The following is a 23,635-nucleotide window of genomic DNA, read 5'->3' as shown; positions in this document are numbered from 1 at the left end:
CACCACCGATCGCCGTCGCCCCCAGGGGGCGGCGGGCCGCGCGGAGCCAGGGTTTGCCGCACCCTCCAGCCTCGCACCCGGCGCATGGCTGACCTGTGGGCCGGTGCCCGGCGTTGTTGCAGCCCGCTCAAAGACTTACATGCGGGGTGTGCAAGAGACGCAGGGTTCACAATGACCAGTTCGGCTCACAGGCATCGTGTCGTCATCATCGGCGGCGGTTTCGGCGGTCTCGCGGCTGTCGAGAAGCTGAAGGGCGCCGATTTCGACATCACCATCATCGACCGGCGCAACCATCACCTCTTCCAGCCCCTGCTCTACCAGGTGGCGACCACCTCGCTCAGCCCGTCCGAGATCGCCTGGCCGATCCGGCTGCTGCTGAAGAACCGGCCGGAGGTGACGACGTTGCTTGCCAACGTCACCGGCATCGACACCGAGGACCGGGTGGTCGAGCTCGAGGATGGCGATCGCGTGCCCTACGACTCGCTGATCATCGCCACGGGTGCGCGGCATGCCTATTTCGGCCATGACGCGTGGGAGCCCTTCGCGCCCGGCCTCAAGACGCTCGAGGACGCGACGGCAATGCGCCGCCGCCTGTTGCTCGCCTTCGAAGAGGCCGAGCGCGAGACCGACCCCGAGCGGCGCAAGGCGCTGCTGACCTTCGCGATCATCGGGGCGGGTCCTACCGGGGTGGAGCTCGCCGGTGCGGTGATCGAGCTGGCGCGGATCACGCTCAAGGACGAGTTCCGGACCATCCGGCCCGAGGAGGCGCGTGTCGTCCTGATCGAGGCCGGGCCGCGGGTGCTCGCCAATTTCCGCCCGGACCTGTCGGACTATGCGAAGTCGGCACTGGAAAAGCTCGGCGTCGAAGTGCTGCTCAACCATCCGGTCACCGATGTGACCCGCGATACCGTCAGGTTCGACGGCCACACGCTGCGCGCGGAGACGATCATCTGGGCGGCGGGGGTGCTCGCCTCGCCGGCCGCGAAGTGGCTTGGTGTCGAGGCCGACCGGGCGGGCCGCATCAAGGTCGAGCCCGATCTCACGGTGCCCGGGCATCCCGAGATCTTCGCGGTGGGCGACACGGTCACGGTGGCGGCGCCCGATGGCAAGCCGGTGCCGGGCGTAGGCGATGCGGCCAAGCAGGGCGGCAAGCATGCGGCCGGCGTTATCCGGGCTCGGCTCAAGGGGGAGACGACCGAGCCCTTCCGGTACCGCCATGCAGGCGACATCGCCACGATCGGGCGCAGCGCGGCGGTGATCGATTTCGGCTGGCTGCAGCTCACCGGCTGGGTGGGCTGGTGGGCCTGGGGCCTTGCCCACATCTACTTCCTGATCGGGCTCAAGAACCGGATTTCGGTGGCGATGAGCTGGCTGTGGATCTACCTCACCGGCCATCGCAGTGCGCGGCTGATCACCTGGGGCGAGGCCGGGAGCGGGAAGAAGTAGGCCAAAGAAGAGCCGGGCACCTTCCGGCACCCGGCACTTCGACTCAGATTTGTGGGCCGATCAGTCGGCCGAGATCTCGGTCACGGCGACCTTGCCCGTGCGACGGTCTTCTCCGGTTTCGAAGGAGACCTTCTGGCCTTCGGCGAGAGCCGTGAGGCCGGCACGCTGCAGCGCGGTGACATGCACGAACACGTCCTTGCTGCCGTTATCGGGCTGGATGAAACCGTAGCCCTTTTGTTCGTTGAAGAATTTGACGGTGCCCTTTTCCATAGGGTAGTCCCTCATGCGCAGTTAGGTGGTGGACAGAACGCGACCAGCGAAGATCCCCCTGTCCGGTCAGTCGATTTTTGGAAGACCAATCGTGCGCCTGACCGAAAACGGCGGCATACGGCCGGAAATAAGCCAAATGTCGATTCCAGAACGGATAGATTGCGCCGTGCCAATTGGCAAGCGCCACCCTATTGCCACATCACGCCTTGCTAACGATGCGGTCGGGCGCCAGCCAGTAGGGCGGCATGGCCCCCGCGAGGTTGGAAAGCGGCAGAACCTCGGGCTTCAGCCTGATGCCGAGCACATCGGCCATGAAGGCCCGCCGCGCCTCGGTACGATTCCAGACATCGGGGAAAGATGACTTCAGTTCATCCCTGCCCTGCGCATCGAGCAGGGCGATGCCGTCCTCGATATTGGCGCCATAGTAGGGCGCTCCGGCGGCGGGAATGATGTCGACCTGCACGCACTGGCCCGACAGGAAGGGTTCGGTCGAACCCGGATAGACCTGCGTGTTCATCCACTCGTCGATGTGGATCAGGTGACCGGGATTGAGCACCAGCTTGAAGAACGGATTGTCGAGGTGCCGCCGCGCCAGCGCGTCGAGCTCGCCGCCGGTGACGCCGATGCCGATGGTTTCGTACCATTCGGCAGCGCAGGCGAAATACGGGCCGGCCAGCTTCTCGACATAGTCGCGGACGCCCTCGGAAAGCTCGGACGCGTCCTCGACGAGCCAGCCCATGCGGCTCGACAGACCTCCCCAATAACCCACGGCCGTGGTCATCGGATCGCCGCGACCGAGCTTGCGGCCCGACGGGCTGTTCAGCCCGACCAGCCGGTCGCCGGACGAGAGCATGGTGTGACAGGAGTGGGGGAGCACGCCGAGGCGCATGTGCTGGACGGCCTCGAACTCGCTCATGCCCGGCCGCACGTTGCGGATCAGCGCCTTGACCGCCTCGGAGCAGGCCCCGGCGCCGAACTCGAACTGGGCGATCTGGACGATCTCGTTGACGGCCCGCAGCCCCGTAACCGGGTGCATCAGCAGCGCGTTGGCGTTGACCACGCGGCCATCGGCCCCGACGACCTGGCGGAGCGTGTCGACGATGTAGGACGGCGCCTCCAGCCACGACTCGGGCTTGGCCGCTTCATGGGCGCCGAAGTACTTCCAGCCCAGCACGCCGACGCGCTGGTTCTTCGCGATACCGGCGTTGCGCAGCACTTCGGCCAGGTCGGGCGTCTTGGTGCGGTCCTGCCCCAAGAGGCCGAAGGGCGGGTAGAGGCGCGCCTCGACCTCGATGGCCGAGGCAGCGGCGCGCCCGAGGTTCTCGGGCCCGGCGAGGAGGGTCGGCGTCGCGTCGGGAACGATGATGAGGAGTGCCTCCTCGAAGCGGGGATCGAAGCCGGTGAGGTAGGTGAGGTTCGCCGTGTGCTCCCGGTCCGCATAGACGATCAGGGCATCGAGTCCGGCGTTCCGCCGGGCGCGGTTCAGCGCCGAGTATCGCTCGGTGTAGATGGAGCGATCCAGCTCCGGCCGAGTTTCGGGAATGCCGAAGTCCGGCAGCTTGGCGTCGATCATGCGAAACGCAGGCATTGTTCTCTGTCGTGTTGGGCTTTTGGCGCAATGCTCCCGGAATCCGGGAGTGAAAGCAAGTCAGGCAAGGGAGTTGACAACAGCACACTTGCACCCGCAAATAAGAACCATTCGCAACAAGGAATTGCCTGATCGATGCTTTCCCGTCGTCACTTCGCAGTCCTGGCGCTCGCTCTCTTCGCCGGGATGAGCCCTGTGAGCGCTTTTGCCCAGGAAAAGTTCAAGGTCGTCACGACCTTCACCATCATCGCCGACATCGCGCGCAACGTCGCCGGTGACGCGGCAGTGGTGGAATCCATCACAAAGCCCGGCGCCGAGATCCACAACTACCAGCCCGGGCCGCGCGACATCGTGAAGGCGCAGGATGCCGACCTCGTGCTGTGGAACGGGCTCAACCTCGAGCAGTGGTTCGAGAAGTTCTTCCAGAACGTGAAGGATGTGCCGCAGGTCGTGCTGACGGACGGCATCGAGCCGATGGGCATCGCCGAGGGCCCCTACTCCGGCAGGCCCAACCCGCATGCCTGGATGTCGCCGAGCAACGCGCTGGTCTATGTCGAGAACATCCGCAAGGCGCTGGTGGAGCATGACCCCGCCAACGCCGCGACCTACGACGCCAACGCGGCCGCCTATTCGGAACAGATCAAGGCGCTCGACGCCCCGCTTCGCGCCCGGCTCGAGCAGATTCCGGCCGAGGAGCGCTGGCTGGTCTCCAGCGAAGGCGCGTTCAGCTACCTCACCCGCGATTACGGGATGAAGGAGCTGTACCTGTGGCCGATCAATGCCGACCAGCAGGGCACGCCCCAGCAGGTCCGAAAGGTGATCGACGCGGTTCGCGCCAACAAGATCCCGGTCGTCTTCTCGGAGAGCACCATCTCCGACAAGCCGGCCAAGCAGGTCGCCAAGGAAACCGGAGCGGCCTATGGCGGCGTTCTATATGTCGACTCGCTCAGCGAGGCGGATGGCCCGGTGCCGACCTTCCTCAAGCTGCTCGAAGTCACCGTCGACACGATCGCGAAGGGGTTCGGAAAGTGACCCTCACTGCCAACGTCCCGCATGAAGCGTGGAACCCGACGCCGCAACCCAGCCTCGAGGTGGAGGGCGTCACGGTCGCCTACCCCAATGGCAACGTTGCCCTGAGGGACGCTTCATTCGGGCTGGGGGCCGGCACCATTGCCGGCCTTGTCGGCGTCAACGGCAGCGGCAAATCCACGCTGTTCAAGGCCATCATGGGGTTCGTCCAGCCGATCGCGGGCGAGGTCCGCATCGCCGGACTGCCGGTGCGGGAGGCGCTCAAGCGCAACCTGGTCGCCTATGTGCCGCAGGCCGAGGAGGTCGACTGGAACTTCCCCGTCCTCGTCGAGGACGTGGTGATGATGGGCCGGCAGGGCCACATGGGCTTTTTCCGCATCCCCAGCGCCCGCGACCGCGAACTGGTCGACCAGTCGCTCGCGCGGGTCGGGATGAGCGACTATCGCAAGCGCCAGATCGGCGAGCTCTCGGGCGGGCAGAAGAAGCGCGTGTTCCTCGCCCGGGCGCTGGCGCAGGAGGGCCGGATCATCCTCCTCGACGAGCCGTTCACCGGGGTCGACGTGCAGACCGAGACAGCGATCATCGGGCTGATGCGCGAGCTGCGCGCGCAGGGCCACCTGATGCTGGTTTCGACGCACAACCTCGGCAGCGTGCCGGACTTCTGCGACCAGGTGGTGCTGGTCAACCGCACGGTGCTGGCCTTCGGTCCGACGGCCGAGGTGTTCACGCAGGCCAATCTCGAGAAGGCCTTCGGCGGCGTGCTGCGCCACTTCCACCTCGCCGGCGAGGACCTGCACCAGGATACCGACAAGCGCCGGGTCACGGTGCTCACGGACGACGAGCGGCCGGTGGTGTTCTACGGCGAGAATGGCGGCAGCAAGCCGGCCTCGCCGAGCCGGGAGCAGGACGAGAAATGATCGAGGAGATGCTGCTTCCCTTCAGCTACGACTACATGGTCAAGGCCATGTGGGTGTCGGCGCTGGTCGGCGCCGTGTGTGCCTTCCTCTCGGCCTACCTCATGCTCAAGGGCTGGTCGCTGATCGGCGATGCGCTCGGGCACGCCGTGGTGCCGGGCGTCGCCACCGCGTACCTGCTCGGCCTCCCCTACTCCGCCGGAGCCTTCGTTGCGGGCGGACTCGCCGCAGCCTCGATGGTCATCGTGCGGGCGCGCACACGGCTGAGGGAGGACGCGGTGATCGGCATCATCTTCACCTCGTTCTTCGCGCTGGGCCTGCTGATCGTCTCGCTCAACCCCACTGCGGTCGACGTGCAGGCGATCGTCATGGGCAACATCCTCGGCATTTCCGATGGCGACGTGGTGCAGGTGGTGATCATCTCGCTGGTGTCGCTCGCCATCCTAGTCCTCAAGTGGAAGGACCTGATGGTCGTGTTCTTCGACGAGAACCATGCCCGAACGGTCGGGCTCAATCCGCGCGCGCTGCAGGTGCTGTTCTTCGCGCTGCTGGCGGCATGCACCGTGGCGGCGCTGCAGACGGTGGGCGCGATCCTCGTCATCGCCATGGTGGTGACCCCGGGCGCGACGGCCTATCTCCTCACCGACCGGTTCCGGAACCTCCTGATCCTCGCCGTCATCCTGGGCGCCGCGACCGCCTCGGTCGGCGCCTATATCAGCTTCTTCCTCGATGGGGCGACGGGCGGCGTCATCGTCTCGCTGCAGACGCTGCTGTTCCTCATCGCGTTCTTCTTCGCACCCAAGCATGGGCGGCTTGCGGCGCGGCGGCGCGCAATGAGCGAAGCAGGAGTGCGCTGATGGACTGGATCCAGACTTTCCTGCTCGAGCCGCTGAGCTACGACTTCATGCAGCGCGCGCTGCTGGTCGCGGTGCTGGTCGGCGCCGTGTCGGCGGTGCTGTCGTGCTTCCTCGTGCTCAAGGGCTGGTCGCTGATGGGCGACGCGATCTCGCACGCGGTGCTGCCGGGCATCGTGATCGCCTATGTCATCGGCCTGCCGATCGCCATCGGCGCGTTCGTCGCCGGGCTCTTCGCCGCGATCAGCACGGGCTACCTCAAGGACAACAGCCGGATCAAGGAAGACACCGCCATGGGCATCGTCTTCACCGGCATGTTCGCCATCGGCCTCGTACTGTTCTCGCGCATCGAGACCGACCAGCACCTGAGCCACATCCTGTTCGGCGACATGCTGGGCGTCACCTGGGGCGACCTCGTCGAAACCGGTGTCATCGCCGTGGTGACGCTCGCGATCATCCTCACCAAGCGCCGCGACTTCCTGCTCTATGCCTTTGATCCGCAACATGCCCGCGCCATCGGCCTGCCGGTGCAGGTGCTGCACTATGGCCTGCTCGCAATGCTCTCGATCACGATCGTCGCGTCGCTCAAGGCGGTGGGGATCATCCTCGTTGTCGCCATGCTGATCGCTCCGGGCGCCATCGGGTTCCTGCTGGCCAAGCGGTTCGAGACCATGCTCGTCATCGCGGCGACGGTCGCGATCGGCTCGGGGGTGCTCGGCACGCTGATCAGCTACGCCATCAACGGCGCCACCGGCCCCTGCATCGTGCTGATCCAGGCTGCGGTGTTCCTCGCCGCGCTGCTGTTCGCGCCGGGAGGCGGGCTGCTGCGGAAGCGCGTTCCGCAGGCCTGACGGGTCGCGCGGGCCTCTCCGGGGTCGTGAGCCTCGCGAGTCCGCGAACGCCCTGCCCCGGCTCAAAGGGAATGCAGTTGACATCGCTCTCCGACTAACTGCTATTAAGAAGCATTCGCAATTGACTCACGCATAGTCGTTCCTCGCAACAGCAGGGCCGCCTTCAAGGCGGGTAGCACGATGGACATGGGTTCCAGCGAACTGTTCGGCGGTTGGCGACGCAGCCGTGGCGAGGCCTCCCTTGCCGACGTCCACCGCACCATCGCGGTGGCAACGTCGGGGACTTTCCTGCGGCGGGCCTTCGCCTTTGTCGGACCCGGCTACCTCGTCGCCGTGGGCTACATGGATCCGGGCAACTGGGCCACCTCGCTCGCCGGCGGCTCGAAGTTCGGCTACACGCTGCTGGTCGTCGCGCTGGTCTCCAACGTCATGGCGATCATCCTGCAATCGCTATGCGCGCGACTTGCCATCGCCTCGGGCCGGGACCTCGCGCAGGCCTGCCGCGATGCGTTTCCGCGTCCCGTCGCATGGGTGCTGTGGCTGTTGGCCGAGATCGCGATCATCGCAACCGACATCGCCGAGGTCATCGGCACGGCGATCGGCCTCAACCTGATCTTCGGCATTCCGCTCGAGCTGGGCGTGATCATCACGGCGCTCGACGTGTTCCTCATCCTCTACCTGCAGCGGGTCGGTTTCCGCTGGGTCGAGGCGCTGGTGATCACGCTGCTCGGCGTCATCGCGGTGTGCTTCGGCATCCAGATCGCGCTGGCGGATCCCAACTGGGGCGAGGTGATCCGCGGCTTCGCGCCCACGACCGAGATCGTCACGAACCCCGAGATGCTCTACCTGGCGCTCGGCATCCTCGGCGCCACCGTGATGCCGCACAACCTGTACCTCCACTCGGGCATCGTGCAGACCCGGGCCTATGGCGAGACGCTGCCCGAGAAGCGCGAGGCGCTGAAGTTCGCGACCATCGACTCGACGGTGGCGCTGATGTTCGCCCTGTTGATCAATGCCTCGATCCTCATCCTCGCGGCCTCGACCTTCAACGCCACCGGCCATACCGATGTCGCCGAACTGGGTGAGGCGCACACCCTGCTCGCCCCGCTGCTCGGGCTCGCCATCGCGCCAACCCTGTTCGGCATCGCGCTGCTGTGCTGCGGGATCAACTCGACGGTGACGGCGACGCTGGCCGGGCAGATCGTGATGGAGGGCTTCCTCAACATCCGGCTGCCGCCCTGGCTGAGGCGTCTCATCACCCGGGCCATCGCCATCATCCCCGCGGCGGGCGTGACCATCTGGGCCGGCGAGAAGGGGACTGCCGAGCTGCTGATCCTCACCCAGGTGGTCCTGAGCCTGCAACTGAGCTTTGCGGTGTTCCCGCTGGTGATGTTCACCGCCGACAGGAAGAAGATGGGCGCACTCGTCGCGCCGCTTTGGCTGATCATCCTCGCCGGCGTGGTTGCCCTCGTGATCGCGGCGCTGAACGTGAAGCTGCTGTTCGACTTCGCGGGGAGCCTCTTCTAGTCCTCGACCGTCACCTCGGTCACGATCGTCTTCGACAGCTGGCGCTCGCGCAGCCAGATGTAGAGGCCCGAGCCGATGACGATGGGCGCACCGACGAAGAGCCACATGTCGGGCGGCTGCTGGAAGATGAACCAGCTCGACGCAGTCATGAAGATGATCTGCAGGTAGCCGAACGGCGCCAGCACCGAGGCCGGGGCGTAGCGGTGCGCCGTCGTGATGAACAGGTGCCCGATCAGCGCCGCGACGCCGATGCCGATGAAGGCCGACCAGCCGACGATCTCGTGCGGCCAGGTCCAGTCGCCCAGGGAGAATGGCGCGATGCAGAGCGTCGCCACGGCGGCGGCCCAGAACTGCTGCGTGGTGGTCGAATCCACGCCCGCGAGCTTGCGCGTCAGCAAGTTGTAGAGCGCGCTGAACACGGCGGTGATGATCGAGAGGATCACCGCCGGATGGAAGGCCTCGGTACCCGGCTGCACGATGATCAGCACGCCGATGAAGCCGACCGCAATCGCGGTCCAGCGCCGCCAGCCGACGGTTTCGCCGAGCATGGGGATGGAGAGCGCGCACAGGATCAGCGGCATCGTGAACGAGATGGCCGAGGTCACCGTGAGCGGCAGGAAGGTGATGGCCATGAAGTTGAAGACGGTGGAGCCGAGGAGGCAGAGGCCGCGCGCGACCTCGAGCGGCAGGCTGCGCGTCGCCGTCAGGTTGCGCAGGCCCTCGCGCGGAAGGAAGATCGCCAGCACCAGGATGAACTGGCCGGCATAGCGCACGAACACCACTTCCATGGTGGGCAGGCCCGACTGGCTCAGCAGCTTCGCGCAGCTGTCGATGATGGTGTAGCAGAGGTAGCCCACCAGCATCATGCCGATGCCGAGCAGGCGACGATCCTCGATCGGCTTGACCGTGGAGGCCACTCAGTCCTCCACGGGTTCGATGGTGGTCGGCCGGCGCAGCTGGCGCTCGCGGAACCAGATGTAGATGCCCGAGCCCATGATGATGGGGGCGCCGAGGTAGAACCAGGCGTCGGGCGGCTCGTTGAAGATCAGCCAGCTGGCCAGCGCCAGCAGCAGCAGCTCGGTGTAGCTGAACGGCGCCAGCGTCGAGGGCGGCGCGTAGCGGTGCGCGATGGTGTTGAGCTGGTGCGCGATCATGCCGGCAACGCCGATGGCGACGAAGGCGAACCACCCTGCCCCCTCGGTCGGCCACACCCAGTCGTTGAAGGCGAATGGGGTGATGCAGACGAGCGCGATGAGGCCGGAATAGACCTGCTGGGTCGCCGCCGAGTCGACGCCCGCGAGCTTGCGCGTGATGATCGAATAGAACGCCGCCGACAGCGCACCGGCGAGGCAGAGCAGCGAGGCTGGATGGAAGGCCTCGGTGCCGGGCCGCACGATGATCAGGATGCCGACGAAGCCGGCGCCGACTGCCGCCCAGCGGCGCCAGCCGATGTGTTCGCCGAGGAACGGACCGGACAGCGCCGTCACCATCAGGGGCATGGTGAACATCAGCGCGCCCGTCACGGTCAGCGGCAGGAAGCGCATGGCGAGAAAGTTGGCCGCCGTCACCCCGAGCAGGCACAGCCCGCGCAGCAGCTGCAGCTTCCAGTTGCGCGTCACGAACAGTCCGCGCTGCAGCGGCAGGAACAGCGCGATGGCCAGAGCCACATGGATGGCGTAGCGCACGAAGACGATCTGCGTCAGCGGCAGCCCGATGAAGGCGAGGTACTTGGCCGAGGTATCCAGCGTGGCGAAGAACAGCTGGCTGAACAGCAGCAGGCCAATGCCGAAATTGCGGCGCTCCTCGACGGGGGCGATGGTGGAAGTCATGGGCTGGTCCGAAGGGCCGCTGAGGGATGCGGCATCGGGGCACCAAAGGGCGCACTGCGCCGGACTGTCAATGCCGCGGCGGCAACAATGCGTTCGCTTGGACTAAAGTTTGGCTGGCGCGCGGTGCCCGCCGCGCCGGCATCGCGGTCAAAGTGACGCCGGACGCCTCAGGCCGTCACCGCGCGGTTCTCGGCCGCGAAGCCGTCGCAATAGACCATGCGGCCGTGGTCGCCGGTGGCCTTGGCGTGCCGGATGCCCCAGTTCTGCAGCGTGTCCATCAGCGGCGCCAGCGACAGGCCAAGGTCGGTGGCGCTGTATTCGACATGCGGCGGGGCGGAGGCGAACACCTTGCGGGTGATCAGCCCGTGCTCCTCCATCTCGCGCAGCTGCTGCACCAGCACCTTCTGCGAGATGCCGGGGATGCCGCGCTGCAGCTGCGAGAGGCGCTGCGGGCCGGCCAGGACGTGGAACAGGATGTAGAGTTTCCAGCGCCCGCCGATGATCTGCAGGGTGCGTTCGAGGGGCCAGGTCGAGAGGCGGTTCATCGCGTTGCTCCAAGCACACCCGGCGGTGCGTATGACACCAGAAAGTCTGTAGCGGGCAGAAGACGATATCGGAACAAGGGATGCCTTCGGCAAGGAGATTTCCCATGAAGGTTGTTTCGATTTCGCGCTTCGGCGGTCCCGAGGAGCTGCGGCTCAGCGAGGTGCCGACGCCGGTGGCTGGGCCGGGCCAGGTGCTGATCAAGGTGGAAGCCATCGGGCTCAACCTCGGCGACGCGATCATCCGATCCGGTCGCTCGGGGCTGGAGCTGCCGATGCCCTTCGTGCCCGGCGGCGAGGTGGCCGGGACGGTGGCGGCGGTGGGTGACGGGGTCAGCGGGCTGACGGTCGGCGACCGGGTGCTCGGCGCGATCTTCGCCGAGCCGCGGCTCGATGGCGGCTATGCGGAGTTCGTGGCGATTTCGGCCGACGTGGCGTTCAGGCTGCCCGATGCGGTGTCGTTCGATGCGGCGGTGGCGCTGGCCGTGCAGGGGCTGACGGCGGAGCAGCTGCTGGCGCGCAATCCGGTCGCGGGGAAGTCGGTGCTGGTGCATTCGGCGGCAGGCGGCGTCGGGCAGTTGCTGGTGCGGTTGGCGCGGTTGGCGGGTGTGGCGCGGATCGTCGGCACGGTGGGTCGTGCGGCCAAGCGCGACGCAGCGCTCGCGGCGGGGGCGGATCGGGTGGCGGTGTCCGGGGAGGCGGATTGGGCTGCCGAGGCGCCCGGCCCCTACGATGTGGTCTTCGATGCGGCAGGAGGCGAGATCACGGCTGCGAGCCTGCCGCTTCTCGCACCCGAGGGGCGATACGCTGTCTATGGCGGCGCCAGCGGGGTTTATCCGAGCTTCGGTCCGGCGGAGATGGCCGGGGTTACGGCGGCGGCGCAGACCATTGCGGGATTCTCGCTGTGGTCGCTGCTGGGGGATCCGGCGCGCCGCGGACCGGCGCTCGCGGCGTCGTATGGGCGGCTGTTCGGGGCCGTGGCGGACGGGTGGCTAAGTGTCGATATCGGGCACCGGTTTGCGCTGGCGGATGCCGCGGAGGCGCATCGGCTGATCGAAAGCCGGGGGTCGGTGGGGAAGATCGTGCTGGTGCCGTAGCCAACTGCTGGCAGACGGCCCCCTCCCATCCTCCCCCATGAAGGGGGAGGTGCCCCGCCGGCTCACTGGGCGGGATCGAAGACGTAGCCTCTACTCTTCACCTCCCCCTTCATGGGGGAGGCCGGGAGGGGGCCGTCTCTATCAGTGTGTCTCAGTAAGTCTGCCGCAGATGCCCGACCTTGAGGCTTCCTGCCAACGCATCCTTCGTCACCGTCGCGCCCTTGCGCGGGGTGAAGGTCAGCTTCACCTCACGCCCCGGCAGCAGCGTCACCGCGTTGTCGGAGAAATACCCCGGCACATCCACCGTGGCCGTGACGAACACGGCCGGCTGGTCCGAGGTCAGCGTCAGCACCGGGGCCTTGTCGCCGCCCGACCAGCTTGCCTTCACCCTGGCTTCGGCCAGGTCGTAGGCCTTGTAGGCCTTGGGGAAATAGTCGTTCTCGCCCAGGAGCTTGCCGTCCTCGGCGGTCCAGCTGAAGAACAGGAACTCGTTGGGCTGCAGGTCCGCGAGGCTTACCTTGGTGGCGACCACCGCCTTGTCCGGGTTGGTCTTCGCCTTGGCAGTGGCGATGACCCGGGCCTTGCCGTTGGCATCGACCGCCTGGACTTCGACAGCGATTTCAGCCTTCTCGGCGGTATCGTTGATGGCCTTGAGGAGGATGGTGTCGCCATCCGGCACGGCGACGACATTGATGGGGTTGTAGAAGCGCTTCGCCATGTAGTGCAGCAGCTTCCACTGCCCGCCGTAATCGAGGCTCGACCAGCTGGCGACCGGGTAGACGTCGTTGATCTGCCAGTAGAGCGTGCCCATGCAGCGCGGCTTGGTGGAGCGCCAGTATTCGATGGCGGTCTTGATGGCGAGGCCCTGCTGGATCTGGCTGAGGAACACCATGTTCTCGAAGCCGGAGGGGAAGCGGAAGTAGCGCGTCATCGTTTCGAGGATGCGCGAGTTGCCGCCGGTGTTGCGCTGGTGCGCCTCCATCACCGGCGAGGTCGGGTTGCGGTCGGCCGGGGTGGTGAAGGTCTCGATGACGTTCATCGAGGTGAAGCTCTGGAAGCCGAACTCGGAGGCGAAGCGCGGGTTCACGTCGCGATAGGCCGAGAAATCCTTGGCCGAGTGCCAGACGCTCCAGTAGTGCGTGTCGCCGCGCGTATCCGACAGCCAGCCGTCGGAATAGTCCATGTAGCCGAGCGACGGCGAGGACGGCCAGAAGCGGCGCGAGGGGTCCTCGTCCTCGACGATGTAGCCGAGCATCGAGTTCAGCCGGTCGTAATTGGCGACGTAGCGCTCGGGCGCCGCCTTGGTCTCGGGGTACCAGTGGAGCGAGCCGATCACCTCGTTGTCCCCGCACCACAGCGCAATCGAGGCGTGGTGGCTGAGGCGGCGGATCTGCTGGGTGATCTCGGTGCGCACGTCGGCGAGGAAGGCCCGGTCGCTCGGGTAGCTCATGCAGGCGAACATGAAGTCGTGCCAGATGAGGATGCCGAGCTCGTCGCACATCTCGTAGAAATAGTCCGGCTCATACTGCCCGCCGCCCCAGATGCGCAGCATGTTCATGTTCACCGCCCTGGCGCTCTCGAGCAGGTCGCGAACGGTGTCAGGGGTGATGCGCGAGGGGATGGCGTCGGCGGGGATCCAGTTGGCGCCGAACATCGAGATGTCGCGGCCGTTGATCCGCACCTTGAAGGTGTGGTCGATCTCATCCTTCTCGACCAGCCACTCGAGCTTCCGCAACCCGAGCTTGCGCTTGGTCACTTCGCCGTCGAGCGTGGTCCAGAGCTCATAGAGCGGCTGCTCGCCCTGCCCGTTCGGCCACCACAGTTTCGGGTTCCTGATGGTGACGTTGTGGGTGAAGACGTTCTCGCCGGGACGCACCACCACCTTGTCGGCGAGCTTCTGGCCGTCGATCTCGTGCATCAGCTCGACCGAGCCCTCGGCGAAGGCGAAAACCCGAGTCGTGATCGAGAGTTCGACCGACTTCCTGCCATGCGCCTGCTCGACGGTGACGCTTTCCTGGCGGGCGAGGCGTGAGCGGCGGATGGCCATCCGGCCGTAGACGCCGGTCGGCATCAGGCAGATGCCCCAGTCCCAGCCGGCGTGGCAGGCGGCCTTGCGCACGAAATTCATGTGCACGCCTTCGAGGCCGTTCGAGAGGTAGTTGTAGGTGAACGGGATCGGGAACGGGTGCGCATCCGAACGGGCCTTGGCCACGTCTCGGGTCACGGCGAACTCGATGCGCAGCGTGTTGGTGCCGGCCCTCACCTTGCCGGTGACGTCGATGTCGTAGCGGATGAACTGGTTCTGCGTTTCGGCGATCGTCTCGCCGTTGAGGATCACCGTGGCGATGGTGTCGACGTTCTCGAGCGTGAGCGTCAGGTAGCCATCGATGTCGGCGGCCGTGGCATCGAACTTCCGCTCCACCGTCCACGGGGTCTTGTTGACCCACATGACGTCGACTTCGTTCTGGCCGAAATACGGATCGGGGATTTCCCTGGCATCGAGGAGTGCGGTGTGCACGTCGCCCGGGAGCGCGATCGGCGCCTTGATCTTCGATTTTGGCGAAGTCAGCTGGAACTGGCCGGCCAGGTTGAGTTCGCTGTAGCCGGACGCTGCGGGCGCTGCCGCAGTCTTGGTCTTGGCCATGTTGGGGAGTCCTCCGCTCGGTGCCCGGCGCAATCGATTGCAGGCCCGGCCGTCGACTCTGTAGCCGCTGCCATTCCAGCTGCCAAGATGCTGCCCCGATGTCATCCCAGCGAAAGCTGGGACCCAACCTACCGCCAGCGCGAGCGGGGAAATGGGTCCCTGCTTTCGCAGGGATGACACCGAGCACTGGGCACGGTCAGGAACCATGACAGCGACGATCGATCCCGCACCTCTTGACATGTGACTATTTGGTCACCTATTCTGTGCCTCGTGGATGCCGTCTTCAAAGCCCTGGCCGATCCGACCCGAAGGCAGCTGCTCGACAGCCTGCGCGACAAGGCCGGACAGACGCTGACCGAGCTCGAAAGCGGGCTCGGGATGACGCGGTTCGGGGTGATGAAGCACCTCAAGGTGCTCGAAGAGGCGATGCTGGTGACGAGCCGCAAGGAAGGGCGGTTCAAGTACCACTACCTCAACGCTGCCCCGATCCAGGAAGTCGCCGATCGCTGGATCGCGCCGTACCAGAAGCCGTTCGCACGCTTCGCACTCGATCTGAAGAACCAGCTGGAGAGTTCAGTACCGATGGCCGACAAACCGAACTTCGTGCTCGAGACCTACATCCGGACCACGCCCGAGGCGCTGTGGGATGCGCTCACCAAGCCCGAGCTGACCGCGCAGTACTATTACGGCGCGCGCATCGACACCGACCTCAAGCGCGGCGGCGCCTTCCGGTACCTCGTTGGCGACGGCCAGGTGATGCTCGACGGCGAAGTGATCGAGATCGAGCCGCTCAGGAAGATCGTCTCGACCTTCATTCCGAGCTGGGCCGAGAACTCGCAGCCGACCCTCGTCACCTTCGCGATCGAGCCGATGGGCGAGGTCGTCAAGTTCACCATCACCCACCACGACTACGAGAAGGCCAATGCCGGGATCGACACGGGCTGGCCGGTGGTCGTCGCGGGTCTCAAGACGCTGCTCGAGACAGGCAAACCGCTGAACCTGCCGACCAGCATGTAACCAGCAAGCAGCGGCAAAACAGGGAACATCATCGTGACCAAGTACATCCTGGGCTTTCATGGCGGCACTGCCCCCGCCACCCCCGAAGAAGGCGCCAAGGCGATGGCCAAGTGGATCGCCTGGTACAAGGACATGGGCGGCGCCGTCGCCGACATGGGCAACCCGGCCGGGCCGAGCAAGACTATTGCCGCCGACGGCCGCGTGGCCAGCACCAACGGCAATGCCCTGACCGGATACTCCATCCTCGAGGCCAAGAGCCTCGACGACGCGATCTCGCTTGCCCGTGGCTGCCCGATCTACGCGGCCGGCGGCTCGGTCGAAGTCGCCGAACTGATGCCGATGTAGTGCCTCGCGGCGCCGGCCAGGTGCCGGCGCCGCCTCGCTCCACCCTTTGCCCCCAGCTTACCGGGGCGTCATTCCCGCAAAGGCGGGATGACGGCCGAGGTTAGTCGGCTTGACTCTTATAGCTAATGTATATAGCTATCATGGCTACATGAATTAGCCATTGAGACGCATATCATGCCTGCTGTCCTTCCGGGCTTCGCGCCCAGATCCGTCATCCGGATACTCCGCCTCGAGGGCCTCGCCGGCCTTGCCGCGGCGGTTACCGCCTACTGGTTCATCGGCGGCAACTGGTGGCTTTTCGCCCTGCTGCTGCTCGCGCCCGATCTCTCGTTCTTCGGCTTCGCGGCCGGGGAGAGGACCGGGGCCAGGATCTACAATCTCGCGCACACCTATGCCGTGCCGGCGGTGCTGGGCGCGATCGGCTGGTTCGGTGGTGTCCACTGGCTCGTCGAGGTCGGGCTCATCTGGGCCGCGCATATCGGCATGGACCGTGCGCTCGGCTACGGACTCAAGTATCCGGGCTTCGACCACCAGACGCATCTGGGCCTGATCGGGAAGGCGAAGAAGCTTGCCAACGCCGGCTAAGACCTCGCAAGCGGCGCTTGCAGCCATCGCCCGGGAGCTCGTCGAAGCTTCCGGGCCCGACGCATTGACGGTGGGAGCGGTGGCGCAGCGCGCCGGCATCAAGCCGCCGTCGCTCTACAAGCACTTCGTCGATCGATCCGCGCTGCTCAAGGCGGTGGAAATCGATGTGCTGCACGAACTCGAGGCGCATCTGCGGCGCGAGACGAAAGGGGCGGACCACAAGTCTCGCCTCAAGGCGATGGCGCGCGCCTACCGCCGGTTCGGGACGACGGCGCCCAACCGCTACAGGGTGATCTACTCGGGCAACGCGTTCATCGATCCGGAAATCCGGGAGGCGTGCCTCTACTCAGCCCAGCCGCTGTTCGAGGAACTGCGCGCCGCAGGGATCGCCGAGCAGCGCATCCTGCCGGTTTCGCGCACCCTCGTGCCGTTCCTCCATGGCTTCGTGATCATGGAGATCGGCAGCGCCTTCAACCTCGGCGGCGATATCGAGGAAGCGTTCGAGACGGGGCTGGAGACGATCCTCGCCGGGGTATGAGCGCGCGACCGACCTAGGGGACTACGCCGTCCATCTCGGGGAGCCGTGGTGAGCAAGGTCTACGGGCTGCACCCGTCGTTCCCGGCCTACTCCGCCGCCTCGGCATCGAGGAATCCGCCGGACTGCCGCGCCCACAGCGTCGCATACACCCCGCCCTGCTTCAGCAGCTGCGCGTGCGTGCCTTCTTCTATGATCCTGCCTTTGTCGAGTACGATCAGCCGATCCATCTCGGCGATGGTCGAGAGCCGGTGGGCGATGGCAAGCACGGTCTTGCCCTCCATCAGCGTCTTGAGCTGGCCCTGGATTGCCGCCTCGACCTCGCTGTCGAGCGCCGAGGTCGCCTCGTCGAGCACGAGGATCGGGGCGTTCTTCAGCAGCACCCGGGCAATCGCCACGCGCTGGCGCTGGCCGCCCGACAGCTTCACGCCGCGCTCGCCGACGAAGGCGTCGTAAGCAGTGCGGCCCTTCTGGTCGATCAGCTGCTCGATGAAATCGTCCGCCTCGGCCGAGGCCGCCGCGGCGAACATCTCGTCGTCGGTGGCATCGGGCCGGCCGTAGGTGAGGTTGGCGCGGATCGAGCGGTGCAAGAGCGAGGTATCCTGCGTCACGACGCCGATATTGGCGCGCAACGATTCCTGGGTGACCTTCGCGATGTCCTGCCCATCGATCGAAATGGTGCCGCCCTGCACGTCGTAGAAGCGCAGCAGCAGGTTGACGATGGTCGACTTGCCGGCGCCGGAACGACCGATGAGCCCGACCCGTTCACCTGGCTTGATCTGAAGCTCGAGGTCATCGATCACCGGCAAGGCGTTGTCGTATTTGAACTTCACGTGGTCGAACGAGATCGCCGCCTTGGTCACCACCAGCGGTTTTGCATCGGGCGCATCGACGAGCCCGAGCGGCCGGGCGATCAGTTCGGCCGAGTTCTGCGCGGTGCCGTAGTTGCGCATCAGGCCGTTGAGCTGGTTCATCAGCCGGCCGAGCAGGTTGTAGAGCCGGAGCACCAGGCCGGTGGTGAAGGCCACCCCGCCGACGCTGATCAGCCCCTCGGTCCACAGGTTCACGGCCAGCGCGGCGATGCCGGCGATGGCGACGCCCGACAGCATGCCCATCGCCGTGCGCACGCCGACCAGCGTCCGCGCCAGCTTGGTCAGCGCGGCGATAAAGGTCTCGAAGCCGGACTTGACGAACCTGTCGTCCGCCTCGGCGGTGCCGAACAGTTTCAGCGTCTGGATGTTGGCGAAGCTGTCGACGATGCGGCCGGTCAGCACCGAGGCCTGCTCCGCCGCGCCCGCCGAGTATCTTCGCATGCGCGGCACGTAGTAGCGCGCCAGCACCGCGAAAGCCGCCACCCACAGGATCACCGCCGCCGCCAGCCGCCAGTCGAGCTGGCCGACCAGCACGATGGTGGTCACCGTGTAGATGCCGATGAACCACACCACCTGCAGCAGGCTGACCATGAAGTCGCCCACTGCCCCGCCCGACTGCCAGACCTTGGAAGCGATCGAGCCGGCGAAGTCGTTCTGGAAGAAGGTGAGGTTCTGGCGGATGACATGCGCGTAGGCCTGCCAGCGCACCAGGTTATAGAAGCCGAGATTGACCGTCTGCTCTTCCACCGTGGCCGACAACCAGGTGATGACGAAGCGGATGCCCAGGGTCACGACCAGCATCCAGACCAGCTCCGGCCCGTACCCGGCGATCAGCCCGGGCCAACCCTCGGCCTGGCTGGAACTGTCGAGAATGTCGACGAGGCGGCCGACATAGTAGAACAGCGCCGCCTCGACCAGCGCCACCAGCCCGCCCAGTACCAGGAGGGCCAGGAACGCGAGCTTGGCCTGCGAAATGTAGAACCAGAAGAACTGCCACGTCACCGCCGGCGGCCGGAGATCACCGGTTTTTCCGAACGGATCGATCCAGGTCTCGAAGAAGCGGTGGATGGGCTCGAGGAGCTTCATTGGTGTTCCCGTCGAACACTCAATAGCTTGAGTTCTAACGAAGTGAACGTGAAATCGGGTCAAGGTTGGGCAATGGGGGTGCCACATCGTCTCCCTCCCCCGTTGCGGGGAGGGATCAAGGGTGGGGGGAGCCACACGCTCTGTGCGTCCTGCTCCCCCCACCCTAGCTGCGCTACGACCTGGCTGCGCCAGGCTCAGCTTCGCTACCCTCCCCGCGAGGGGGAGGGTTATGCGGTGCCTTACTCCGCAGTCTCGGACTTCATGTCGAGGAAGCCGCCGGACTGGCGTTCCCAGAGCTGGGCATAGTGCCCGCCGCTGGCGAGCAGCTGGGCGTGGGTGCCCTCCTCGACGATGCGACCCTTCTCGAGCACCACCAGGCGATCCATCGCGGCGATGGTCGAGAGGCGGTGGGCGATGGCGATCACCGTCTTGCCCTGCATCAGCGACACCAGTTGATCCTGGATCGCCGCCTCGACTTCGCTGTCGAGGGCCGAGGTCGCTTCGTCGAGCACCAGGATCGGGGCGTTCTTCAAGAGCACGCGGGCGATGGCGACGCGCTGGCGCTGCCCGCCCGAGAGCTTGACGCCCCGTTCGCCGACATGGGCGTCGTAGCCCCGCCGTTCCTTCGGATCGACCAGCCCGGCAATCACCTCGGCAACCTTCGCCTGCTCGGCGGCGCGGATCATGTCTTCGTCGGACGCCGTCTGGCGGCCGTACTTGATGTTCTCGCGCACCGAGCGGTGCAGCAGCGAGGTGTCCTGGCTGACGAGGCCGATCGCGGCGCGCACGCTTTCCTGCGTGACGTCGCGAACGTCCTGCCCGTCGATGCGGATCGAGCCCGATTCCACGTCGAACAGACGCAGCATCAGGTTGACCAGCGTCGACTTGCCGGCGCCCGAGCGGCCGACCAGACCCACCTTCTCGCCCGGCTTGATGTCGAGGTTGAACCCCTCCATCACGGTGCCTTCCTTGCCGCGCCAGTAGTTGAAGGTGACGTTGTCGAAGACGATGCCGCCCTCCTTCACCACCAGGTGCTTGGCTTCGGGCTTGTCGAGCATGGTGATCGGCTGGGCGATGGTGATCATCGAGTCCCGCGTGGTGCCGATCTGGCGGAAGATGTTGGAGCCGACGTCGAGGATCCAGCCGCTCATGTTCATGATCTGCAGCGCGAACGGGATTGCCGTCGCCACCGCGGCGGCGTTCAGCGTTCCGGCGTTCCAGCTGGCCAGCGCGATCCAGCCGATCGAGATCACCAGGCCCGCGTTGAGCATGAACAGCGTCGACCACATGTAGGTGAACACGCGCATGAGCTTGCGGAACTCGATGGCGTGGTCCTTCACCGAGTCCGCCACGTAGGCGTCCTCGTGCCCGTCGGTCGAGAACGTCTTCAGCGTATGGATGTTGGTGTAGCTGTCGACGACGCGGCCGGTCATGACGGACTTGGCTTCCGAGAGTTCCTCGGAGTGCCGGGCAATCATCGGCATGACGATGGTGAACAGGATGCCATAGAGCACCAGCCAGATGCCGATCGGCACCAGCAGCACCCAGTCGAGACGCGCGAGCACCACCACCGCGACGATGACGAAGATGCCCGCGTACCACACCGCGTCGATGGTCATGTTGACCGAGGCCTCGATCGACTCCCCTGCCTGCATGATCTTGTTGGCGATGCGTCCGGCGAAATCGTTCTGGAAGTAGCTCCAGGTCTGCCGGATGACGTGCCAATGGCTCTGCCAGCGGACGATGTCGACGAGGTTGGGCACGATCGAGTGGTTACGCACCAGCGTATCGAGCAGGAAGGTGATCGGGCGGACCACGGCGATCACGAGGATCATCCAGAGGAAGGTCTGCCAGTGCAGCTCGAACATCTGCCCCGGCGGGGTGGTGGCGAGCAGCCCGACCACGACGCCGACGAAGATCGGCATCATCGCATCGGCAATGGAGCCGATGGCGACCAGCACCATGCGGAGCAGGAACGCGCCGCGGAACTGGTTGACGAAGTACATAGTAAACTTGGTGACCCCCATCGGGGGCTGGGTGTCCTTGGCCAGCGCTACCGGAGAGTAGCGGGCATCGAACCAGGCAATGACTCGGTTGAGCATTTTGAACTCATATTCCGAGCCCGATATCCGACTATCAGAGTCAGGTCAGGGCTCTATCAGATTGTTTTCGCTTCACTTTGGAACGGCTGGCGTTGGGGCCCGCGCTGATTGCGATGAGTCTGTTGGGTGTATCCATTTGTCCCTCCTCAGGGTGGTTGAAGTTGTTGGTCGGTAGGTCGCGGCTAGGCGCCTTCTCCCCCTGTGGGAGAAGGTGGCCGAAGGCCGGATGAGGGGTCTCGCGACCGAAGGTTGCGCGATCGAAGCGTAGCGACGAGCGACGGTGGGTGCCGGGAGACACCCCTCATCCGCCCTGCGGGCAACTTCTCCCACAAGGGGAGAAGGCATCCCGACTGAAAGCCCGGAGACGAAAGCATCACTCAGCCGCCTCCTCCTGTGCGTCCATCTCGATGAAGCCGCCGGACTGGCGGGCCCAGAGCTTGGCGTAGACGCCACCGAGCGCGATCAGTTCGGCGTGGGTGCCCTGCTCGACGATCTTGCCGTGCTCCAGCACGACCAGCCGGTCCATCATGGCGATGGTCGAAAGCCGGTGCGCGATGGCGATCACGGTCTTGTTGCGCATCAGGAGCTGCAGCTGGCCCTGGATCGCGGCCTCGACCTCGCTATCGAGGGCCGAGGTCGCTTCGTCCAGCACGAGGATCGGCGCGTTCTTCAGCAGCACCCGGGCGATGGCGATACGCTGCCGCTGCCCGCCAGAGAGCTTGACGCCGCGCTCGCCGACATGGGCGTCGTAGCCCTTGCGGCCCTTGTGATCGACCAGCCCGTCGATGAACGTGTCGGCCTCGGCCAGGCGCGCGGCGGCGAGCATCTCCTCCTCGGTCGCGTCGGGGCGGCCGTAGAGGATGTTCTCGCGCACAGAGCGGTGCAGGAGCGAGGTGTCCTGCGTCACGACGCCGATCTGCTCGCGCAGCGTATCCTGCTGCACGGTGGCGATATCGGTGCCGTCGATGCTGATCACGCCGCTCTCGCGGTCGTAGAACCGCAGCAGCAGGTTGACGATGGTCGACTTGCCCGCACCGGACCGCCCGACGAGACCGATCTTCTCGCCCGGCTTGATCTCGAGGTTGAGGTGGTCGATGACGCCCGACGCCTTGCCGTAGTGGAAGCCGACATCGTCGAAGCGCACGTCGCCCTTCACCGGGCCGAGCGGCTTGGCGCCCGGCTGGTCGGCGACGACGCGCGGCAGCGAGATCGAGTTGATGCCGTCACGCACGATGCCGATGTTCTCGAACAGCGCCGACATCTCCCACATCACCCACTGGCTCATGCCCTGGAAGCGCAGCACCAGTGCGGCCGCCACGGCGATGGCGCCCGGGGTCATGCCGGCGAAGATCCACTGGTTGATGCCCACGGCCACCACCGCGAACAGCAGCAGGTTGTTCATCAGCGGGATGATGATCTGGAGGAAGGCGATCAACCGCATCTGCTGGTGCACGGTGCCCATGAACTGGTCCATGGCCTCGTGCGCATAGGCTTCCTCGCGGCGCGAGTGCGAGAACAGCTTCACCGTCGCGATGTTGGTGTAGCTGTCGACGATGCGGCCGGTCATCAGCGAGCGCGCGTCGGCCTGCGCCTCGGAGATCTTCCCGAGCTGCGGCACGTAGCGGTAGAGCAGCGCGACATAGGCGACGAGCCAGACGACGAAGGGCACGGCGAGCCAGATGTCGCTCATCGCCGCCAGCACCACGGCGCCGGCGAAGTAGACGACCACGAATATCGTCACGTCGAGCAGCTTCATCACCACTTCGCGCACGGCGAGAGCGGTCTGCATCAGCTTGGCGCCGATGCGGCCGGCGAACTCGTCCTGGAAGTAGCTCATCGACTGGCGCAGCAGGTACCGGTGCGCCATCCAGCGGATGCGCTGCGGGAAGTTGCCGATCAGCGTCTGGTGGATGATGTGCGTGTCGATGATCTGCAGCGCCGGCAGGAGCACGAGGAGGAACAAGGCCATGAGCCCGAGCTTCCAGCCTTCCGTCTCGAGGAACGTCGCCTTGTCGGCGGTACTGAGCCAATCGACCAGCGAACCCATGAAGCCGAACAGCGCGATCTCGCCTATGGCGATGGCCGCGCCGAGGACTGCCATGGCGATCAGCCAGCGCTTGGCGCCCTTGGAATAGTGCAGGCAAAAGGCCAGCAGCCCTTTGGGCGGCTGCTCCGGCTCGCCCACCGGATAGGGGTTCAGCCGGCTCTCGAACCACTTGAACACAGGATCAATCACGACCGTCTCCTCATCCACGCTCGACGGCGGCACGGCTACGACCTCAACCACTGTTGAGGTCAAGCGGCTCTTGCCAATCGAGGGGTATCCCTCATTATCATTCTGGATTGCGCACTCGACGGGTTGATGACCCGTCGGCGGTGCGCGCTGGCGGCCTGCCTGGCGCCGATCCCACTACTGCCGAATTCGGCTGGGATCGTGTCCAAAATGGCTGGTTGTCAGCCGCACAGAATACACTAAGGCTGGGATTCGGCTGTTGCGGGTGC

Annotated in this window: 20 protein-coding genes; 11 read left to right on the top strand and 9 right to left on the bottom strand. The window is 65.8% G+C overall.

The window, feature by feature from the left end:
* Positions 1 to 171: 171 nt before the first annotated feature.
* Positions 172 to 1,446 carry an NAD(P)/FAD-dependent oxidoreductase gene (locus PRN20_RS09030; protein ID WP_273956974.1) on the top strand — a complete coding sequence of 425 codons (1,275 nt, stop codon included), beginning with the start codon at positions 172 to 174 and terminating at the stop codon, positions 1,444 to 1,446.
* 60 nt (positions 1,447 to 1,506) lie between these two features.
* Here PRN20_RS09030 and PRN20_RS09025 read toward each other — a convergent pair whose 3' ends face one another.
* Both PRN20_RS09025 and PRN20_RS09020 read right to left on the bottom strand, forming a co-directional pair.
* Positions 1,507 to 1,716, bottom strand: a complete 210-nt coding sequence (locus tag PRN20_RS09025) for a cold-shock protein (RefSeq protein WP_273956973.1) — start codon at positions 1,714 to 1,716, stop codon at positions 1,507 to 1,509.
* A gap of 199 nt (positions 1,717 to 1,915) precedes the next feature.
* On the bottom strand, positions 1,916 to 3,304 hold the full coding sequence (locus PRN20_RS09020; RefSeq protein ID WP_273956972.1) for a M24 family metallopeptidase: 1,389 nt from the start codon (positions 3,302 to 3,304) through the stop codon (positions 1,916 to 1,918).
* A 186-nt stretch (positions 3,305 to 3,490) separates the two neighbouring features.
* Between PRN20_RS09020 and PRN20_RS09015 the strand changes: the two genes are divergently transcribed.
* The 5 genes from PRN20_RS09015 to PRN20_RS08995 all read left to right on the top strand — a co-directional run bounded on the left by PRN20_RS09015 (position 3,491) and on the right by PRN20_RS08995 (position 8,479).
* Complete coding sequence (locus tag PRN20_RS09015; protein WP_273958049.1) at positions 3,491 to 4,336, top strand: metal ABC transporter substrate-binding protein; 846 nt, start codon at positions 3,491 to 3,493, stop codon at positions 4,334 to 4,336.
* Positions 4,333 to 5,250 (top strand): manganese/iron ABC transporter ATP-binding protein, encoded by a 918-nt coding sequence (locus PRN20_RS09010; protein WP_273956971.1) that lies wholly within the window; start codon positions 4,333 to 4,335, stop codon positions 5,248 to 5,250. Before PRN20_RS09015 ends, PRN20_RS09010 begins: the two co-directional genes overlap by 4 nt.
* On the top strand, positions 5,247 to 6,104 hold the full coding sequence (locus tag PRN20_RS09005; protein ID WP_273956970.1) for a metal ABC transporter permease: 858 nt from the start codon (positions 5,247 to 5,249) through the stop codon (positions 6,102 to 6,104). Before PRN20_RS09010 ends, PRN20_RS09005 begins: the two co-directional genes overlap by 4 nt.
* A complete protein-coding gene (locus PRN20_RS09000) occupies positions 6,104 to 6,952 on the top strand; it encodes a metal ABC transporter permease (protein ID WP_273956969.1) in 849 nt (282 codons plus the stop codon). The genes PRN20_RS09005 and PRN20_RS09000 overlap by 1 nt, the downstream gene beginning before the upstream one ends.
* 180 nt (positions 6,953 to 7,132) lie before the next feature.
* Positions 7,133 to 8,479, top strand: coding sequence for an Nramp family divalent metal transporter (locus PRN20_RS08995; RefSeq protein ID WP_273956968.1), 1,347 nt, complete (start codon positions 7,133 to 7,135; stop codon positions 8,477 to 8,479).
* Here the strand turns inward: PRN20_RS08995 and PRN20_RS08990 are convergent.
* From PRN20_RS08990 to PRN20_RS08980, 3 genes are all read right to left on the bottom strand, one after another.
* Entirely contained in the window at positions 8,476 to 9,396 is a 921-nt protein-coding gene (locus PRN20_RS08990; protein ID WP_273956966.1) for a DMT family transporter, read from the bottom strand. The genes PRN20_RS08995 and PRN20_RS08990 overlap by 4 nt on opposite strands.
* Entirely contained in the window at positions 9,397 to 10,308 is a 912-nt protein-coding gene (locus tag PRN20_RS08985; protein ID WP_273956965.1) for a DMT family transporter, read from the bottom strand. It lies immediately after the preceding gene.
* 167 nt (positions 10,309 to 10,475) lie between these two features.
* A complete protein-coding gene (locus PRN20_RS08980; protein ID WP_273956964.1) occupies positions 10,476 to 10,853 on the bottom strand; it encodes a winged helix-turn-helix transcriptional regulator in 378 nt (125 codons plus the stop codon).
* A gap of 104 nt (positions 10,854 to 10,957) precedes the next feature.
* Here PRN20_RS08980 and PRN20_RS08975 point away from each other — a divergent pair, with 104 nt between their 5' ends.
* A complete protein-coding gene (locus PRN20_RS08975) occupies positions 10,958 to 11,947 on the top strand; it encodes a quinone oxidoreductase family protein (RefSeq protein ID WP_273956963.1) in 990 nt (329 codons plus the stop codon).
* 151 nt (positions 11,948 to 12,098) lie between these two features.
* On the opposite strand, the gene PRN20_RS08970 is transcribed toward PRN20_RS08975, so the two are convergent.
* A complete protein-coding gene (locus PRN20_RS08970; RefSeq protein ID WP_273956962.1) occupies positions 12,099 to 14,591 on the bottom strand; it encodes a beta-mannosidase in 2,493 nt (830 codons plus the stop codon).
* Positions 14,592 to 14,861: 270 nt separating this feature from the next.
* Here PRN20_RS08970 and PRN20_RS22805 point away from each other — a divergent pair, with 270 nt between their 5' ends.
* The 4 genes from PRN20_RS22805 to PRN20_RS08945 all read left to right on the top strand — a co-directional run bounded on the left by PRN20_RS22805 (position 14,862) and on the right by PRN20_RS08945 (position 17,076).
* Positions 14,862 to 15,608, top strand: coding sequence for an ArsR/SmtB family transcription factor (locus PRN20_RS22805; protein ID WP_337956236.1), 747 nt, complete (start codon positions 14,862 to 14,864; stop codon positions 15,606 to 15,608).
* A gap of 33 nt (positions 15,609 to 15,641) precedes the next feature.
* Positions 15,642 to 15,953 carry a YciI family protein gene (locus PRN20_RS08955; protein WP_273956961.1) on the top strand — a complete coding sequence of 104 codons (312 nt, stop codon included), beginning with the start codon at positions 15,642 to 15,644 and terminating at the stop codon, positions 15,951 to 15,953.
* 174 nt (positions 15,954 to 16,127) lie between these two features.
* Positions 16,128 to 16,538, top strand: coding sequence for a DUF4260 family protein (locus PRN20_RS08950; protein WP_273956960.1), 411 nt, complete (start codon positions 16,128 to 16,130; stop codon positions 16,536 to 16,538).
* A complete protein-coding gene (locus PRN20_RS08945; protein ID WP_273956959.1) occupies positions 16,522 to 17,076 on the top strand; it encodes a TetR/AcrR family transcriptional regulator in 555 nt (184 codons plus the stop codon). Before PRN20_RS08950 ends, PRN20_RS08945 begins: the two co-directional genes overlap by 17 nt.
* A gap of 86 nt (positions 17,077 to 17,162) precedes the next feature.
* On the opposite strand, the gene PRN20_RS08940 is transcribed toward PRN20_RS08945, so the two are convergent.
* From PRN20_RS08940 to PRN20_RS08930, 3 genes are all read right to left on the bottom strand, one after another.
* A complete protein-coding gene (locus PRN20_RS08940) occupies positions 17,163 to 19,031 on the bottom strand; it encodes an ABC transporter ATP-binding protein (protein ID WP_273956958.1) in 1,869 nt (622 codons plus the stop codon).
* A gap of 239 nt (positions 19,032 to 19,270) precedes the next feature.
* Entirely contained in the window at positions 19,271 to 21,133 is a 1,863-nt protein-coding gene (locus PRN20_RS08935; protein ID WP_273956957.1) for an ABC transporter ATP-binding protein, read from the bottom strand.
* 373 nt (positions 21,134 to 21,506) lie between these two features.
* The gene (locus PRN20_RS08930; RefSeq protein WP_443112563.1) at positions 21,507 to 23,366 is read right to left on the bottom strand and encodes an ABC transporter ATP-binding protein; all 1,860 of its coding nucleotides are present in this window, start codon (positions 23,364 to 23,366) and stop codon (positions 21,507 to 21,509) included.
* Positions 23,367 to 23,635 lie beyond the last annotated feature (269 nt).

The organism is Devosia sp. ZB163 (assembly GCF_028613635.1).
In the GTDB taxonomy this organism is placed as follows: domain Bacteria; phylum Pseudomonadota; class Alphaproteobacteria; order Rhizobiales; family Devosiaceae; genus Devosia_A.
Note: the sequence above shows the minus strand (reverse complement) of the source record. Positions and strands in the feature narration are given on the sequence as shown.